Genomic DNA, 17,893 nt, shown 5'->3' on the forward strand with positions numbered 1-17,893 from the left:
GTACACTCACCAAAGACATGCAGGCATAGCAAAAAACACACCTGTTCATCTTCTAAGGTAAAGGATAATTCTTGTGGAGAATGTTAATAATGAGTCAATTTAATCTTTTTTTCGTTAACTATCACCCCTATCAGGGAGATGCTTTTTACCTGACGATCCAAGGTGCAACTCACAATAGCAGATATTCTCAGAAGTCTGCTTTGATTGGTGGAAGCGATCGCTCATCCCTCCAAAAGTTAATATTGTACTTGGCTATTCCAGGCGTTTACATCGGAGAATGATAATCTGGGAAGGTTTTCTTCCGATTGGTTTTACTTAACCCAAATCTTTTAATCTCTCAAAATACTGTTAGTTACATTTATCACTTGGTCATAGTTAATTACACAACTAGGACAACTTCAGCTTTGAACAGAACGACAAATATAACTATTGTCTAAGTAACTATAACTAATTTTTACTTGATGTGAAAAATTTGTCAACTTATATCAGCACCTTGCTTGAACACGGACACTTCTATTTGAGTAGCTTGAGAAATTTATAACTCTGACTTATGATAATTGCAAACTCATTCATTAGATAGATTTTGGCTTTAAATATCTTGAGCATTGTCCACCAGTAATTGAGATTCAATTTAGGTGAAAAAATCTGATGGGAAACAAAATTATACCTACAAACTGAAATTACTTACAGTCACAATACTCGTATCAGATTTTTTTCTAAGAAAGAAAAAATTAGGAGTTTTCTTATTCAAACCTTAACCTTTCTGATATAGAATCTTTTTTAATGATAATCTTTGTCAAAGGTTGTTAAAACTCATGTAAATTTGTAACTGGGCGTTTTAACAGTTTTTGACTTCACTTTTTCAGGCTTTGTGAAAAATCTGGGACAGAAATTTTTTAATTTAACTACCATGAAACCTGAAGTATCTATAATTATTCCAGCATATAATACTGAAAATTATATTTTTAAAGCTATAGATTCAGCCTTGAATCAAACTATTAGTAATATTGAAGTAATTGTTATTGATGATGCCTCTACTGATAACACATTAGCGGTAATAAAGAAGTTTAAGGATCATCGGTTGAAGATATTAGTCAATGAAAAAAATCTTGGTGTTTCTGGTACGCGTAATCGTGCTTTAAGAATAGCTGAAGGTCAATGGGTGGCTGTTCTTGATTCTGACGATTGGTATGCACCAGAACGATTAGAAAAACTTTTACAGATAGCATACTCAGAACAAGCTGACATGGTTGCAGATGACTTATTTTTTATAGAAAATGGGAAAGACTATCCTTGGAGTACATTAATTCGTGAAGGTGGAGAGTGCATTAAACAACTAAAATTAATCGATACACTTTATTTTGTAGAAACCGATATATTTGGAAAACAGGGGTTACATCTTGGTTTATCACAGCCTATGATTAAGCGAGATTTTTTAATTAATAATAGTATTAAGTACGATGAAAGATTAAGAATAAATGAAGACTTTTGGTTATATCTAGAGTGTTTATTGTTTGGTGCAAAATTTATACTTGTACCAGAACCATATTATTTTTATCGCTCTCGTCCAGGTTCCTTAGTGCATTCGAGTGCGAAGCAAATTATTGAAGTAACTTGCCTGAAAATTACAGAATTGATGGCAATGAAGGATCTAGTTAATGGCGTTCCTAATTTAGCTAAAGCTTTATCTAACAAAGTAAGAATTTCTCGAAACTCTTTAGCTTATTATCAAGTTGTTGAGTCTATCAAAAAAAAACAATACTTCAATGGTTTAATTCAAATAATAAACAATCCATATTTTTTTGCTCTTCTTACTTCCTACCTTCCAGGCATAATTGATAGAATAATTAAAAAGAAAAAAATAAAATTAGGCATCAAAGAGAATTTACAAAATCAGTAATGTTAAATATGTATTGGAAATAGAGTTTTACTAAGTTAATTTATTTTTAGCCGTTGAGCTTGGAAAGGCTATTTAATAATTAATATTATAAATAATTATAAATTACAATTGTATTTGTGGTGAGAAATGGAGTACTACAGTGCAGATAAACAATTACATAGTTCAGGTGCAAAATAAAATTTTATGGATATTTAAGCTATTTTCAAACGCATTCATATACAGATGGCTAATCCATTATGCTAGTCAACCTATGAATATTAGTCAAAAATCGGTGATGGTAGTTGCGCCCCATCAAGATGACGAAGTACTAGGTTGTGGTGGTTTAATTGCATCTAAGCAAGAGCAGAATATTCCAGTGCAAGTTGTTTTTATTACTGATGGGGCAGCTTCTCATTCTTGGCATCCTCAATTTCAAGCTGGAGAAATAGTTCCCATCCGTAGAGAAGAAGCACTGAAAGCCTTAAGTATTTTAGGTATTAAACCATCACAAATTCATTTTATTGATGAGCCTGATGGTAAACTTAACTTTTTGAATTCAGTTGAACGCCAGCAAACTATCGAACAATTAGCTCAACTCTTACAATCTTTTCAACCAGAAGAAGTATATGTTACTCATCGTCACGATCGTAGTGAAGATCATGAAGCAACTTATAAGTTAGTTCAAGAAGCAATTATGTTTTCTGAGATTAAAACTGATGTGTTGCAGTACGCTATTTGGATGTTCTGCAATTTTTTAACGGATGGGAACGTGCAACTTGAAGATTTAGCAGGTGCTTATCGTTTGTCTATTCATCATGTTCAAGACAAAAAAAGACAAGCTATTGAAGCCTACAGTTCTCAATACTTACCTATAGATGCTAAATCGGCTGCAGTACTTAGCCGTAGTTTCCTCAAACAGTTTTTCTTGCCTTATGAGGTTTTTTTTAAATTAGACTCCATTCAGAAGTGAATTGGTTTAAGAAGGCTATTTCAGTAACTTTCATGTCTCGTGAAGCTATAGAAAAAAACTTACGGTTCAGGTAACAGCTTTTACATATACCTTTGCTGCATTGGCTGATTTTAACAATTCTACAACCCAGATTCTTAAGGAAAGCGGCTACCCAACACGGTGCTAGTTTTGCCACGTATCAAGGTACAAGGTGGTGAACCAAGTGGATATGGATGTTTCCTATGCTTGTCTCTGGTGGGTTAAATGAATGGCGATTTATTGATAAAATACTCTGGCGATCGCAGCAAAGTCCATAAATTTACTTAAAATTGCACATTTTTGCGCTAAGGCTGTCATTAGTCATTTGTCTTATGTATTACAAATGACAAAGGAGATACGCTAATTCTTCTTGACAGCAAATATTGTATGCGATACCCCCTTCTGTTAAAATCAAATATACCACTTAGGATTAAATACTTACCGGCACCAAAATTCAGGCTAGTCCGACGAGTAGCAACTTATAAGAGAAGGCAGGAGGGAGACGCAGAGGGCAAGAGGAAAGAAGTATGAATGAAAATTTTATTTCTGGGTCAAAAGCCCAGTTCAAAAAGGAGAATTGTATTGAGCGAAAAGTGCCGCGAGATACAAGGTGTCTACAGCTTAAATCCCACGCTTTTAAACGTGGCTTACTTCTACCTCCTACCTGCTGCCTCCTGCCTCCTGCTTCCTTTGTTGCCTACCCGCTTGGTGTCTTATAGATGTGCTAGGTAGCAAGAACGCAGGATAAACCAAAGGGGTAACTCCTGGCTTCGGAATCTGCTGTGTGAAAAAATATTGACACAATTTTAGTATTTTAGAGGGGATTTATGACAAGTAAGCCGGAACACGTGGTACTGATTGGAGTAGCCGGAGACTCTGGATGCGGTAAATCTACGTTTTTGCGTCGTTTGATAGATTTATTTGGTGAAGATTTAATGACAGTCATCTGTTTAGATGATTATCACTCCTTGGATCGTAAACAGCGTAAAGAAACTGGGATAACGGCACTAGACCCCAGGGCGAACAATTTTGACCTAATGTATGAGCAAATTAAAGCGCTCAAAAGTGGTCAAGGCATTGATAAGCCCATTTACAATCATGAAACTGGCTTGCTCGATCCACCAGAACGTGTGGAGCCAAATCACATTATAGTTGTTGAAGGACTGCATCCTTTATATGATGAGCGGGTGCGATCGCTAATCGACTTCAGTGTTTATTTTGACATTAGCGATGAAGTCAAAATTGCCTGGAAAATCCAGCGAGATATGGCTGAACGCGGTCATCGCTACGAAGATGTGCTAGCACAAATCAATTCTCGCAAACCCGACTTTGAAAAGTTTATCGAACCACAAAGAGAATTTGCCGATGTAGTTCTCCAAGTATTACCCACCAACTTGATCAAAAACGACACTGAGCGTAGGGTACTAAGAGTACGTATGCTTCAGAGAGAAGGTAAGGAAGGCTTTGATCCGACCTACCTATTTGATGAAGGGTCAACAATTAATTGGACTCCCTGTGGACGTAAGCTAACCTGTTCCTACCCTGGTATGCAACTATACTATGGCTCAGATGTTTACTATGGTCGCTATGTCTCAGTACTAGAGGTGGATGGTCAATTTGACAACTTGGAAGAAGTAATTTATATCGAAACTCATCTCAGTAATACATCCACAAAATATCAGGGTGAATTGACTCACTTGTTACTCCAGCACCGTGAGTATCCAGGTTCCAATAATGGTACTGGTTTCTTCCAAGTGCTTACAGGTTTGAAAATGCGCGCTGCTTATGAGCGTTTAACAGCTGCGGAAGCAAAGTTAGCGGTTCAGGTTTAAAAGCAGCAGTGCTTGTGTCAAAGTTTATGGGGGCGCTTTTGGGCGTTCCCTTTTTTTGTGTTATTAAATACATTTTGGCTACAAAATAATTTAGTATCAATTGAAATTTTTTAAAGATACTTACCTTATAATTATTGGTTTTTATCAATCTTAGGAAGATACTAACTACTCAAGTATAAATATTGTTATGATTTCATAAATTAACGTGAGTTCGGCAGCTAATGTCGTGTTCGCTTAACGAGGTGAATTACAAACCTCTCAGAGGTTTTACTACGCAAAACCGTCCTTCTCCAAGTGGGAGAGGAACAGATTAGAACTTAAGTTCAAGTCAGGAAAAGGTTCATCTAACTCACGTTAAATATAGGTAGTTGAACTAAATACCACATTTAGTCAGCTAAAAAACTCAAGTCAGGAGGAATTTGCTTTGTCTCGTCGATATTTATTTACCTCCGAGTCAGTCACCGAAGGTCATCCAGATAAAATCTGCGATCAGATTTCTGATACCATTCTGGATGCCTTATTGACACAAGATCCTAGCAGTCGTGTTGCTGCTGAAGTAGTAGTTAACACTGGTTTGGTGCTAATCACTGGTGAAATAACCACCAAAGCCAATGTAAATTTCGTCAATCTCGCACGCAAAAAAATTGCTGAAATTGGCTATACTAATGCCGATAATGGCTTTTCTGCTAACAGCACCAGCGTTCTACTGGCTTTAGACGAACAATCACCCGATATTGCCCAAGGCGTTAATACTGCTCAAGAAACCCGCGAGCAAGATAGTGATGAACAATTCGACAAAATTGGTGCGGGCGACCAAGGTATAATGTTTGGCTTTGCCAGCAATGAAACACCAGAACTGATGCCCTTACCCATCAGTCTCGCTCACCGCATTGCCCGCCGATTGGCAGCAGTCCGCAAAACAGGTGAATTGTCATACCTGCGTCCTGACGGTAAAACCCAAGTAACTGTGGTTTACGAAGATGGAAGACCAGTAGGTATTGATACAATTCTAATTTCCACCCAGCATACAGCCAGTATTGGGGAAATTACGGATGAGGCAGGTGTACAAGCCAAAATTAAACAAGACCTCTGGGCAGCAGTAGTCGAACCTGTTTTCGGTGACATTGACATTAAGCCTAATGAGGAAACACGTTTTTTGGTCAACCCCACTGGCAAATTTGTCGTTGGTGGCCCTCAAGGAGACTCTGGTCTGACAGGACGGAAAATAATTGTTGATACCTACGGTGGTTATTCACGGCATGGTGGCGGTGCTTTTTCTGGCAAAGACCCCACGAAAGTAGATCGTTCTGCTGCTTATGCGGCTCGTTATGTGGCGAAAAACATTGTCGCTGCCGGGTTAGCAGAAAAAGTTGAAATTCAACTATCTTATGCTATTGGTGTAGCACGACCAACAAGCATTTTAGTAGATACCTTTGGTACCGGCAAAGTGGATGAAGAAACCTTACTGGAATTAATCAACCAACACTTTGAACTGCGTCCAGCAGGAATTATCCATACCTTCAACTTACGCAACTTACCAAGTGAACGAGGCGGACGTTTTTATCAGGACGTTGCAGCTTACGGTCATTTTGGGCGGACTGATTTAGACTTACCTTGGGAACAGACCGATAAAGCAGAGTTGTTGAAGCAAGCCGCAAATGAGTCACTTTCGGCAGTAGTTGCTCAGGCACTAACTTAGACTAAGCTGAAAAGCATCTATAGCGGTTCTCGGACTTTGTAAGGCACAAGAACCCCACCCCCAACCCCCTCCCCGCTTGCGAGGAGGGGTCTATAATATACAGTAAAATTGCCGGGATAAAGTCTTCACATCACCGGAGGTTGACTGATAAGTAGATGAGAAGCAGGGGAATATCTTGAAACATGGAAATTGAGGCTTTGAGTCTGAAAGTCGAAGTTTGACAAATGACAAATAACTACAGCAGATTGCAACTTGGTGAGGTACAGATCATCGTAGGGGCACAACATGTTGTGCCCCTACCCGTGTACTTCATTTACCCGCAATACGCTGTAAGTAAGTCGGCGGAGATAAATCAAACTATGTTACCAAACGTAAACAGGCTTCAAACTCTTACCAATGAACAATGACAAAGGACAAAGTACTTAAATCCAATAATAAGCCAGGGTGAGAGTCAGGACAGTTAGCGGTAGACCAAAACGCAAATGTTCCCAGAATGACAACTGATAACCAAGCTTTGCAACAGCCTCAGCAACTATTAAATTAGCAACTGAACCTAACAAAGTCAGATTACCTGCTAAAGTAGATGCTGCTGCTAATAGTAACCAGGTTTTTGTGTCTGAATGGGGAAGTAAATGTTGTAGTAGCAATACTGCTGGAACATTAGAAACTAAATTTGAAAGGAGAGCGGTAACTCCTAAGATGCTCAGGGGAGTATGAACTAAACCACTAAATAAATTCAATATTCCTAATTTTTCCACTCCAGCAGTCACAATAAACAGTCCAGAAAACATCACCAGTAAGTCCCAATCGACTTTATTTAAAACTCGTTGTGGTTTGATTCGCCTAGTAATAAATAGTAAACCAGCAGCTATTAGTGTTGCTTGGGCTGGGGGTATCCCAATTAAGAATGCAATTAATAGTCCTGTGGTTATCAATAGACTTTTAGTTAGTAACGGTTTAAATATGCGGTAACGCACAGGGGTTACACTCTGACAAGACTTAGTAGAACGGACATCAGGATAAAGCCACCATAGTAAACCAATTTGGATCAACAAACTTACTAATGCTATGGGAGTCAATGCTTTAGCAAAATCGAGATAGCTGATACCAGAGAAGGAACCAATTAGAATGTTTTGCGGATTACCACTTAAGGTAGCTACTGAGCCTAGATTAGTTGCTCCCGCCAAGGCAAGTAAGTAAGGAATAGGATTGAGGTTCAAAGTTTGGGTTAAGCCAAGAACCAAAGGAGTCAGAATTAGAGCGATGGTATCATTCAGAAAAAAAGCGGAGAGAATTCCACTGCCAAAAGTTAAAACAATCAGCAAACCTAAAGGGCTGCGGGTAAAGTGTATAACTGTATCAAGCATTAGTTGGAAAAAACCAGCGTAAGCCAAGTTTGTGCTGATTACCATCATGCCAAACAGGAAAACCAGCGTTTTATAGTCTATGGCAAGCCATGCTTCTTTGAGGTCTAATACCCCTAATGCCATCAGCAAAGATGCACCAACTAAAGCGATACTGGCTCGGTTCATCCGCAAACCAGGTATATATCCTAAACCCAAACCTATATAAGTCAGCCCAATGATGATGTATTTGAAAACAATCATGGTTTCGCTAGATGCTTTTGAGGTGATGTCTTTTTATTAACTCCTGTTTTTGTTTCAGGTACACAGAACCAAAAAACTCCTAAAGCCACAACTGCGATCACTGCTAAAATCAAAAAACCAACATTATAACCAGCACTTTTAACCACAAACCCAGCTAAGACATTGCTTAAACCCGCACCCACACCAATGGCAGTGTTGAGCATCCCTTGGGTAACATTAAAGCGCCCTGTGCCTTTAGTCAAATCAGCTACCATTAACACGGAAAGCACCCCAAAAATCCCGCCTGCAATACCATCCAGAATTTGCACAGAAACCAGAAAATAGGGATTGTCCGAAAGTGTATACAGCACTCCTCGAATGGGCAAGACGGCAAAGCCAAGGAGGAATATGGGTTTTCGGGCTGTATGTGCGAAACGTCCAGCCAAGTTGGAGACTGGAATCATTACCAACTGAGCCACAATAATGCAAGCAGACATATAAACTGTGTCACTTGTCCCTTTACCCTGCGCCAATTCTTGACCAACTAGCGGTAACATAGCAGCATTGGCAAAGTGAAACAGAACTACTGCAACGGTAAAGAATAAGATTTTGCGATCGCTTAATAATTGCAATATGCCTTCATATCCCTGTTGCTGTTTTTCTTTATCCTCCTCTTTGTCCTCTTCTCCATCTCCACGCGCTACTTCGTGGTTAATCTCTCTTTCACGAATCATCTTCACCGAAATAATACTACCCACAGCCATAGCTGCAACTAGGAAAAATATTGCCTTGCGTGCAATAAAATAACCTACTAAACCAGCGAGAGTAGCAGCTAGGAGATTCCCTGTATGGTTAAATGTTTCATTACGACCTATCCGCCTATCTAATCTCTCGTGTCCTACCAGTCCCAGAGTAATAGCAGTAATAGCGGGTGGGAAAATTGCTGCTGCAATGCCAATCATGATTTGAGAGCCAATGACAACAGGTAAACTGGGGAACAAGCCGATAGCAATACAGCCGATAGAAACAAATACAGAGGCCAGTACAATCAACATCCGTTTCTGACGTAGCCTGTCAACCAATGCACCAGCCGGTGTTTGGACAATAACTGTGGCAATTGTTGAAGCTGACATCGCCATTCCAATCTGGGCTGGATTCCAATTTTGTGAGGCTTTCAGGTAAATGCTCAGATATGGCCCAACACCATCCCGCACATCTGCGAGAAACACATTCAAGTAATCAAGGGAGCGTAAACTTTTCTTACTCGGTCTTTGCTCTGTTTGCATAAGTCTTTAGCGATGTTTGATAGGCTATGAAGAAGTCGCAAAACTCTTGTACAAAAATCGTGCCAAATTTATGGGCATTCAGTTACATCTGGCGAGAAAACCTTTACCAGTGCATCTACAAAAACTGAGTTAAGCAATAATATTACACCAACAGTATCAGATTCAGGCAAAAAAAGGTACTGACAGTCTTCTAAGCTGTCGTGTATTTAATTTTTTGCACAGCTAGGGTGGGCAAGATGCCCACCCTACAAAAGATTTATTTTTTGGCAGATGCAAAACAAGTAAGTCGGTCAAATTAAGTATAAAACATCACTATACCTCCGACTTCCTTCTCCTTAGTAAGGAGAGGGATTGAGGGTGAGATTTGATCTTATATTTAATTACGCCTACTTACTTACTAGAGGGAAATAACAATAAAATTCCCGACTTTTTAAAAAAATCGGGAATCTGAGCTTTTCCAGGCAGTCTGAAGAAATCCTATTTTAAACAATACTCGACTGATTTGCGATCGCAATTATCTAATCAGTTATCCTTCTACTTCCTTGCCTCCGCTCCTGCTTTATTTGACTCATTAGATGAAGAAGTAGATTCTGTTTTCTCTGATTGCGTGTCACTCGTTTGTTGCAATTGGTTGAGATGAATGTTGTTCACTTGAACAATAAAGTATTCTAATGCTTGACTTGCCTTTTGTTGCTGTTGGCTTTCATCAGATACATCATAGCAACGATAAGGTGGAGTTACTCCCAATATAAATTTCTCTTGTTCAGCTTCTAACAATTCAACGGCTGTGTTAGCAGCAAGAGAATTCTTCTGAAAAGGAAAAGAGGTAACTATACTGGCAACGATAGAAGCAATAGCTGGACACAGTACAGGCAGCCATTTTAACCAAGCTTGTCCTGCTTCTAATTTGTCTACAAGAACTAAAATTGGTGTAACTCCTGATAAAATCACTGTCGCAATTTGCAAACTATAGTAAAGGTTCCTTGATACACCCCTAATTTTTTTATAATCGTCAATCAAGTCTTGGCTGTATTGTAAAGCCTTCCCTCTTGTTAGAGTCAGTGTTTCTTTATCCCAAGAATTAGGATTGGTTAATAGATAACTATATAGTTCAGCTTTTTTGGTAAGTTCTGACTGATAAGCTGCCTTCTTATAGTTCTGAAAGACTTGTCTATTGATAAGCAACAAAAAAAATATAAAGGTTAGAGATACTGCTCCTGAAATGACAACTGTTTTATCTTCTGAAAGAAAAACAATAAAAAGTGCAGAAGAAACAAAAGCTGCAAGTAATAAATACTCAATTACCTTCAAGTTAAAGAACTTTTTTTCATCTGATGTGGAGGATAAGTTTTCAATCCTATCGGAAATCTTACTTTGATTAAGATTAGGTAATTCAGAAGTAGTCATTGCCTCTTACTCAATTCGTTATCGGGTTAAATATAGCAATAAAATGAATAGCAAGAAGTAGAATTACATTGAGCAGCGTAGAAGTCAAGATCAATTAGTAAATAACTTGCCTTTTAACTTTTGCTTAGACGTACCTTCTATTACTGCTCTTAAGTAGCTTCTCCCTTCCCAAACTTTTCTAGCATCTGCTATTAGATTCCACTTTGGGATTGACTAGTTGCCTTAGAATCCTTCACCAAAGCCAGAAATCTTTCTTTCTGGTTATGTAAAATGATTTAAGTCTAGCAAGTCCAGTTAATCATAACCATACATACATTTGATTGATAATACAAGGTTTTGTTTAATAGTGATTTTACTTATAAACAAAATCTTTTTAATATAAGTATGCGCTGTCTCAAAAAATATATGATTTCGACTTTGTAATAGTTGAATGGGAATTTTAACTCTATCTGGGGTGTTAAGCTCTCGCGTAGAGATTGGCAAACAAATATTTTGAGAGGAAATTATGCAAGATTCTCTGATTGATCAAGCTATCCTTCAAAGAGGAAAGACAGCAGGAAGCGCTAGCACTGATAAGATGCGAACAATTGCAGAAATTAACGAGAAAATTATCCGCCAACGTGCGGTAGTACTGACAACTGAAGAGTTAAAAGCACGAGTTGTAGAAATTGGTGTTACTAAAGCTGCTAAAGAAGTTGATGTAATTACCACTGGCACATTTGAGCCGATGGAATCAAGTGGTGCAATTATCAATCTCGGACACACTGATCCCCCGATAAAAATTCGTCGTTGCTGGTTAGATGGTGTGCCAGCATATTCTGGTTTTGGGGCAGTAGATTTATACTTGGGTGCGAGTTGTGCTGTAGAGACGACGGATGGGGAAGAAGTGCGAGAACGTGGTGGGGGTCATGTAATCGAAGATTTAATCGCTGGCAAAGCTATACACGTAAAAGCGCAAGGACAAGTAACTGATTGTTACCCCAGAGCAACTTTTGAAACTACAGTTACCCGTGAAACGATTAATCAGTTTTATTTATTCAATCCGCGCAATCTTTATCAAAATTTTATTGTAGGTGTAAATGGTGGCGATCGCCCCCTCTTCACCTATCTGGGCCCTTTACAACCGCGTCTAGGGAATGCCGTTTACTCTAATCCCGGTGCTATTTCCCCCTTACTCAACGATCCCGATTTGCAACTCGTTGGTATCGGGACTCGAATTTTTTTAGGCGGTGGTATTGGCTATGTCGCTTGGGAAGGCACTCAGCACTTCCCCTTACAAAAGCGTTTAGCTAATCGTACACCCATTGGGCCTTCTGCCACTTTAGCTTTAATTGGTGATGCCAAGCAAATGGATGCTCATTGGGTGCGGGGTTGTTACTTCAAAAGTTATGGCCCCTCGTTGATGTTAGGCGTTGGTGTCCCACTCCCTGTATTAAATGAACAAGTAATTGAACACTGTGCCGTACAGGATAAAGACTTAGTTGCCCCAATAGTGGATTTTTCTATTCCCCGGCGCGTTCGTCCCACCTTTGGTTTGGTGAGTTACGCGCAACTGAAATCTGGGAGGATCACTATTGAGGGCAAAACGGTACGCTCTGCCCCTTTAGCGAGTTTGTTTTTTTCTAGACAAGTCGCCCTAGAGTTGAAAAAGTGGATCGAAGCAGGGACATTTACCCTTACAGAGCCAGTTTCTCCAATTCCGATGGAGCGATCGTTTCTACCCCAAGATCGTCGGACGGATTTTTAATCTTGGGGAATTGGGAATGGCGAATGGCGAATTGGGAATTGCGAATTGCGAATGGGAAAGAGTTTTACCCAATGCCCAATGCCCAATGCCCAATGCCCAATCCCCTTATTCTTGAGTCGGTTTCGGTCGCTTGATAATAGGCTTAGGAGCGGGCGTTTTTGGTACAGGTTTTGACACTACAGAAGTGTCGCCGCCTGCGCCTGTTTTCTTGATGGGACGCGGGGTTTCGCCACTGCGTCTGGGGGGGAATGGTTTTCTACCACCAACACCAGCACCGATACCACCGCCACCGCCAGCACGAGGGCCACCTCTGAATGGTGGTTTGCGTTTTTTGGGCAAGTCAGCGATCGCTTCAGCTTTTTCTACTATTAAAACATCAGCTTCTCGCTTGGCTTGGAAGTCCCAGAACTTTCCTACCGCTTTGGTGGTTAGGACACCCCGCAATTTCAACTTGAAATATTTGGGTTTGTCAGTTGGTTTACGTGCAGCCTGTCTAATTTTGACTACTAAGCTCTTAGCGTCAAAAGACTGGTATACTACCTCACCACGAACAGAAAAACCACCATCGGCAACTTCTGACGAGGGAATCGTGGGAATTGTGCTTGATTCAGAATTTTCCGATAAGCCATCATCGGTTGTCTGTGACTCTTGCAACTCTAAATCTAAATCATCCTCATCTGTTGAGTTTTTAGCCAGATTTTCTGGCTCCCAAACTCCGACGATTTGGATGTGCAAGGTGTCATTTTCTTGTCTTGTCCGTGGATATACTACCCACAAGTGTTCTTTTTCTAAGTCTAGATGATTCTTGACTAGGCTCATAATCCGGCCTAGGAGGACGGCATTGAGTTCTACACCATCTGTAGTTAGCAGCGTACCTTGAGTAAATTGTTCGCTGCTAGCATGATAGCGACCCCGGACTAATCCGATGGCTCGGTACTGCATCGGTTCGCTGGGAGGCGGAATCGGTTGCTGTCGATTGACTAAGTTTCCATTTGAGTCAGTCTCACTGGGGTTGACAGGCGAATTTTCAGACTTAGAGGATTTTGTCGCTATGTGAACATTAGCGGCTGTCTCTATGTTAGTAGGGCCTTTGTTAGAAGCAGAAGAATTGGAGGATTCAGGCAACGGCATCAGGTCGGAATTCATAAAAACTCCTTGCGGCGGAGACACATCCCATTGTGGGATTTTATAAAGGTAGCTGAAAAGAGCATTTGTGCGACTGATGAAAGTATATTTGCTTTTCACAAAGCCACACTAGGGTACTCTATACAATCTTAAAGGCGCTAAATTTAGTGTTTGTACATAAAACGTGTAATTTAGCGCCTTGACACTAGTTTGGGAAGCATATCATAGCTACAATTCTGACGGCTCCTCCTAAAGTCATCACTTACTTTAGCAGTGTAGATAGTTAATTGTTATAAAATTCACAGGCAATTGGCGGTATTCCGCAAAGTTTTGGAAATTTTTAACTTTACGATTTGTGTAAATGATAATGTCATTAGAGTTCAGGAGAAAGACAAAACTGTGTTTCAAACACGCAATCGCTGGATAGTTCAAGTCGTATTGGCGCTGGCAGTTCTTGCTTTTGTGGGTGTTTCAGTGATTCCCATAATTGGAGCATTTAATAATACGCCATCCTCCAACCAGAATACCGCTAGCACTAGAGGCACTTTGCCCTCTGCTGACCAAAAATCAAAACTGGAAGATGAAGTACGAGGTTATGAACTGGTTTTGCAAAGGGAACCGGAAAATCAGACTGCGCTTAAGGGTTTATTGCAGGCGCGGCTACAACTACTAAGTCAAAAAGAAAAAAGTGAGATTAAACCAGCTGATATCCAAGTCGTCATTGAACCCCTGGAAAAGCTAGCCAAGCTGAATCCCGAACAGTCAGAATATTCAGTACTACTGGCTCAAGCTAAACAGCAAATAGGCGATCGCGAAGGAGCCGCCCAAGCTTATCGCGCGATTTTGTCCACCAAACCGGGCGATTTGAAGGCTTTGCAAGGAATGGTGGCTTTATTAATCAGTCAGCAACGCCCAGAAGCAGCTATTGGTTTGCTGCAAGAATCCCTCTCTAAAGCAACCCAAGCAAATACAATTCAGCCTGGAAGTGTCGATACAGTAGCCGTGCAGGTGCTGTTAGGTTCTGTTCACGCTTCCCAGAAACGCTACGCTCAAGCTAGCTCTGCTTACGATCAGGCAATTAAGAAAGATCCTAAAGATTTTCGCCCCGTTGTGGCAAAAGCAATGCTCTTGAAACAACAGGGCAAAGACGCAGATGCAAAACCTTTGTTTGATAGTGCCGCAGCTTTAGCACCTGCTCAGTATAAAGACGAAATTAAAAAGGCAGCAACAAGTTCCCCCATACCTAATCCGGTTGCGTCTCCCGCACCTTCCTTGAAAAGTACTCCGAAGTAGGGAATTGGGCATTGGGCATTGGGCATAGGTTATTAATTCTTCTTCCTCATCTTCCTCATCTTCCCTTACTCCCCCTGCCCCCTACCTTCTTCCCCTCATGCTCCCTCAATAGCAGCAACGACACCAAAGACTAAAAATAGGCATCCGCCAATAAAGGTGATTTGACGCTCAGAAATGCGTCCGGCAATCATCTTGCCGCCAATAACTGCGATCGCAGCACAAATGGCATGTCCTAAAATTGCACCTATTGTCACTCCAATTGGATTATTTCCGGCTGCTAGGGCAATGGTGGCAATTTGGGTGCGATCGCCCCACTCTGCCATAAATGTCAATATAAAGGCTTCTATGACAATTGCTAAGGAAGTCTTTTTCTTTGGTAACTCCATATCTGCTTTTTTCACCGCAGCCTCGGCTTCTTCTACAACTTCTGGATCAGAACCAGCTGAAGACATCTTACTAGCGTCATATAACAGCTTGATACCAAAGGCAACAAATAAGGCTATTTCGGCGTAATGAATATAAATTTTTGGCAACAAAGATACCACTTGCCCAAATAGCACCGAAATTATTGTCATCGCGGCTAAAGCAGCTGTCACTCCTGTAAATACCAGCCGCCGAGGGTGGTGCATTGCCAAAATCACGGCGATAAAAAATGTTTTATCGCCTAGTTCTGAAACTGTAATTAATAATAAGGCTGCGGTAAAAGCTGTTAACACTCTATCAAGCTCCTGAAGAATCGTTTACCGATGTGAAGCTTGATGAGAACCAAAAGACCTCACCAAGTTTACACTTTTCGGTGTGAACTTAGTGAAGGTCTCGCTTTCAAATATTGATTACTTGCCATCTGAACCAGGCTCATCGCCAGTATGTTGATTCAGATGTACTGGCTTTGATTTTTTGCCAGCAGCTACTCCCCTTCAATGTGATTTAGATCATACATCTTTATACAGGTATAAGTCAAGGCAAATAGCTACATAGCAAAGTTAGGCAATCACGTTAATATTTACATGCCTAATTCGAGAAGGGGGCTATTTGAACTTGTTCTGTACCACCAAGTCCATGTTGATCAAATAGTAGGTTCGCCGTAGTTTGATTGTCGATCAAGCCATCGTCTGCGGTTATCGAACTAGTCCCAAGTTGGAGCAAGCCTGAATCAATTGTCACATCCTGAGATTGGCTCAGTCCTAATTCTGCCTTGGAAACGAAGATAGTATCATTTGCAACAGTAAAATTAGTGCCGATCTCATTGCCTCCAATACTGCTATTACTCAGGTGAGTGGGAGTATTGTTCAGGTCAAGCTGAAAAAGTTCTTGCCCAGTATTCCCGTTGTCCGCAAAAAAGTAGAGTTTGTCATTGATGTAAGTAAAGTTATTAGGGTAAGAGCTAGCAGTACCAGAAAAAATATCCTTGACGCGGACAGTACCAGCCTCAGTACCATCACTCTTCCATAATTCAGTTCCCCCACTGCTGTCGGAGGCACTGAAGTACAGCGTGCCATTGATATTAGTTAGATTTTGCGGATTTGAGCTACCAATGCCAGAAAAAATATCCTTGACGCGGACTGTACCAGCTTCTGTACCATCACTCTTCCATAATTCAGTTCCCCCACTGTTGTCGGAGGCACTGAAGTACAGCGTGCCATTGATATTAGTCAGATTTTGCGGATTTGAGCTACCAATGCCAGAGAAAATATCCTTAACACGGACAGTACCAGATTCGGTACCATCACTCTTCCATAATTCATTGTCTCCACTGCTGTCGATAGCACTGAAGTAGAGCGTGCCGTTAACATTGGTTAAATTTTGCGGATTTGAGCTACCTGTACCAGAGAAAATATCCTTAACACGGACAGTACCAACTTCCGTACCATCACTCTTCCACAGTTCATTGCCGCTACTATTATCGATTGCAACGAAGTACAACGTGCCGTTGACATTAGTCAGATTTTGCGGATAAGAGCTACCCGTACCAGAGAAAATATCCTTGACGCGGACAGTACTAGCTTCGGTACCATCACTCTTCCACAGTTCTCGACCTCCACTGCTGTCGGTAGCACTAAAGTAGAGTGTGCCGTTGACATTAGTCAGGTTTTGCGGATTTGAGCTACCAGTGCCAGAGACAATATCCTTGATGCGGACAGTACTAGCTTCGGTACCATCACTCTTCCACAGTTCCCGACCTCCACTGCTGTCGGTAGCAACGAAGTACAGCGTATCGTTGATATTCGTCAGAAAGTTAGGATCAGAGCCACCCGTCCCAGAGAAGATATCCTTGACGCGGACAGTACCAGCTTCTGTACCATCACTCTTCCATAGTTCATTGCCTCCACTGCTGTCGGAGGCACTAAAGTACAGCGTGTCGTTGACATTGGTCAGATTTTGCGGATTTGAGCTACCCGTACCAGAGAAGATATCCTTGACGCGAACAGTACCAGCTTCTGTACCATCACTCTTCCATAGTTCATTGCCGCTACTGCCGTCGGTAGCTCTAAAGTAAAGCGTGTCATTGATATTTGTCAGAAAATATGGTTCAGAAGAGACTGTGGCAGTATTAATATCCTTAACGCGGACGGTACCAGATTCCGTACCATCACTCTTCCACAATTCACTACCCTCACTGCTATTAGTAGCTCGGAAGTAGAGCGTACCGTTGACATTGGTCAGATTTTGCGGATTTGAGCTACCAGTGCCAGAGAAGATATCCTTGACGCGAACAGTACCAGATTCGGTACCATCACTCTTCCATAGTTCAGTGCCCCCATCGCTATCGGTGGCACTAAAGTACAGCGTACCGTTGATATTGGTCAAGTTCTGCGGATTTGAGCTACCCGTACCAGAGAAAATATCCTTGACGCGGACAGTACCAGATTCCTTACCATTACTCTTCCATAGTTCAGTTCCTCCACTGCTGTCGGTGGCACTGAAGTAAAGTGTGCCGTTGACATTGGTCAGATTTTGCGGATTTGAGCTACCCGTACCAGAGAAAATATCCTTGACGCGGACAGTACCAGATTCCTTACCATTACTCTTCCATAGTTCAGTTCCTCCACT

13 protein-coding genes are annotated in these 17,893 nt (G+C 41.0%); 7 read left to right on the forward strand and 6 right to left on the reverse strand.

Annotation, left to right across the window (positions count from 1 at the left end; genetic code table 11):
* Positions 1-89 precede the first annotated feature (89 nt).
* The 5 genes from V7K98_RS16610 (at position 90) to metK (ending at position 6,398) form a co-directional block, all read left to right on the forward strand.
* Positions 90-281 carry a hypothetical protein gene (locus V7K98_RS16610; protein ID WP_335023646.1) on the forward strand — a complete coding sequence of 64 codons (192 nt, stop codon included), beginning with the start codon at positions 90-92 and terminating at the stop codon, positions 279-281.
* 629 nt (positions 282-910) lie between these two features.
* The gene (locus V7K98_RS16615; RefSeq protein ID WP_335023648.1) at positions 911-1,900 is read left to right on the forward strand and encodes a glycosyltransferase family 2 protein; all 990 of its coding nucleotides are present in this window, start codon (positions 911-913) and stop codon (positions 1,898-1,900) included.
* A gap of 250 nt (positions 1,901-2,150) precedes the next feature.
* Complete coding sequence (locus tag V7K98_RS16620; protein ID WP_335023650.1) at positions 2,151-2,849, forward strand: PIG-L deacetylase family protein; 699 nt, start codon at positions 2,151-2,153, stop codon at positions 2,847-2,849.
* 845 nt (positions 2,850-3,694) lie between these two features.
* Positions 3,695-4,699, forward strand: coding sequence for a phosphoribulokinase (locus tag V7K98_RS16625; protein WP_335023652.1), 1,005 nt, complete (start codon positions 3,695-3,697; stop codon positions 4,697-4,699).
* A 424-nt stretch (positions 4,700-5,123) separates the two neighbouring features.
* Positions 5,124-6,398, forward strand: coding sequence for a methionine adenosyltransferase (metK, locus tag V7K98_RS16630; protein WP_335023654.1), 1,275 nt, complete (start codon positions 5,124-5,126; stop codon positions 6,396-6,398).
* 422 nt (positions 6,399-6,820) lie between these two features.
* Here the strand turns inward: metK and V7K98_RS16635 are convergent, their stop codons facing one another.
* The 3 genes from V7K98_RS16635 to V7K98_RS16645 all read right to left on the reverse strand — a co-directional run bounded on the left by V7K98_RS16635 (position 6,821) and on the right by V7K98_RS16645 (position 10,677).
* Complete coding sequence (locus V7K98_RS16635; protein ID WP_335023656.1) at positions 6,821-8,005, reverse strand: anion transporter; 1,185 nt, start codon at positions 8,003-8,005, stop codon at positions 6,821-6,823.
* The gene (locus tag V7K98_RS16640) at positions 8,002-9,270 is read right to left on the reverse strand and encodes an MFS transporter (protein WP_335023658.1); all 1,269 of its coding nucleotides are present in this window, start codon (positions 9,268-9,270) and stop codon (positions 8,002-8,004) included. Before V7K98_RS16640 ends, V7K98_RS16635 begins: the two co-directional genes overlap by 4 nt.
* A gap of 534 nt (positions 9,271-9,804) precedes the next feature.
* Positions 9,805-10,677, reverse strand: a complete 873-nt coding sequence (locus V7K98_RS16645; protein ID WP_335023660.1) for a DUF4231 domain-containing protein — start codon at positions 10,675-10,677, stop codon at positions 9,805-9,807.
* A 577-nt stretch (positions 10,678-11,254) separates the two neighbouring features.
* Here V7K98_RS16645 and V7K98_RS16650 point away from each other — a divergent pair.
* Positions 11,255-12,424, forward strand: a complete 1,170-nt coding sequence (locus V7K98_RS16650) for a homocysteine biosynthesis protein (RefSeq protein WP_335023683.1) — start codon at positions 11,255-11,257, stop codon at positions 12,422-12,424.
* A gap of 105 nt (positions 12,425-12,529) precedes the next feature.
* Here V7K98_RS16650 and V7K98_RS16655 read toward each other — a convergent pair whose 3' ends face one another.
* On the reverse strand, positions 12,530-13,570 hold the full coding sequence (locus V7K98_RS16655) for a hypothetical protein (protein ID WP_335023662.1): 1,041 nt from the start codon (positions 13,568-13,570) through the stop codon (positions 12,530-12,532).
* A 378-nt stretch (positions 13,571-13,948) separates the two neighbouring features.
* Here V7K98_RS16655 and V7K98_RS16660 point away from each other — a divergent pair, with 378 nt between their 5' ends.
* Positions 13,949-14,842: a Tfp pilus assembly protein PilF gene (locus V7K98_RS16660; protein ID WP_335023664.1), complete on the forward strand. Its 894-nt coding sequence runs from the start codon at positions 13,949-13,951 to the stop codon at positions 14,840-14,842.
* Between the two features lie 95 nt (positions 14,843-14,937).
* On the opposite strand, the gene V7K98_RS16665 is transcribed toward V7K98_RS16660, so the two are convergent.
* Positions 14,938-15,558: a TMEM165/GDT1 family protein gene (locus V7K98_RS16665; RefSeq protein WP_335023666.1), complete on the reverse strand. Its 621-nt coding sequence runs from the start codon at positions 15,556-15,558 to the stop codon at positions 14,938-14,940.
* Positions 15,559-15,853: 295 nt separating this feature from the next.
* A partial coding sequence (locus tag V7K98_RS16670) for an ELWxxDGT repeat protein (RefSeq protein WP_335023668.1) occupies positions 15,854-17,893 on the reverse strand: 2,040 nt, incomplete at its 5' end.

The sequence above is a fragment of the Nostoc sp. genome, assembly GCF_036917435.1.
Lineage (GTDB): Bacteria > Cyanobacteriota > Cyanobacteriia > Cyanobacteriales > Nostocaceae > Nostoc.

Bases quoted from the DNA above. Each gene is read 5' to 3' on its own strand.
- V7K98_RS16645 (WP_335023660.1), bottom strand. From the start codon at position 10,677: ATGACTACTTCTGAATTACCTAATCTTAATCAAAGTAAGATTTCCGAT.
- V7K98_RS16620 (WP_335023650.1), top strand. From the start codon at position 2,151: ATGAATATTAGTCAAAAATCGGTGATGGTAGTTGCGCCCCATCAAGAT.
- V7K98_RS16625 (WP_335023652.1), top strand. From the start codon at position 3,695: ATGACAAGTAAGCCGGAACACGTGGTACTGATTGGAGTAGCCGGAGAC.
- V7K98_RS16635 (WP_335023656.1), bottom strand. From the start codon at position 8,005: ATGATTGTTTTCAAATACATCATCATTGGGCTGACTTATATAGGTTTG.
- V7K98_RS16640 (WP_335023658.1), bottom strand. From the start codon at position 9,270: ATGCAAACAGAGCAAAGACCGAGTAAGAAAAGTTTACGCTCCCTTGAT.
- V7K98_RS16610 (WP_335023646.1), top strand. From the start codon at position 90: ATGAGTCAATTTAATCTTTTTTTCGTTAACTATCACCCCTATCAGGGA.
- V7K98_RS16650 (WP_335023683.1), top strand. From the start codon at position 11,255: ATGCGAACAATTGCAGAAATTAACGAGAAAATTATCCGCCAACGTGCG.
- V7K98_RS16655 (WP_335023662.1), bottom strand. From the start codon at position 13,570: ATGAATTCCGACCTGATGCCGTTGCCTGAATCCTCCAATTCTTCTGCT.
- V7K98_RS16615 (WP_335023648.1), top strand. From the start codon at position 911: ATGAAACCTGAAGTATCTATAATTATTCCAGCATATAATACTGAAAAT.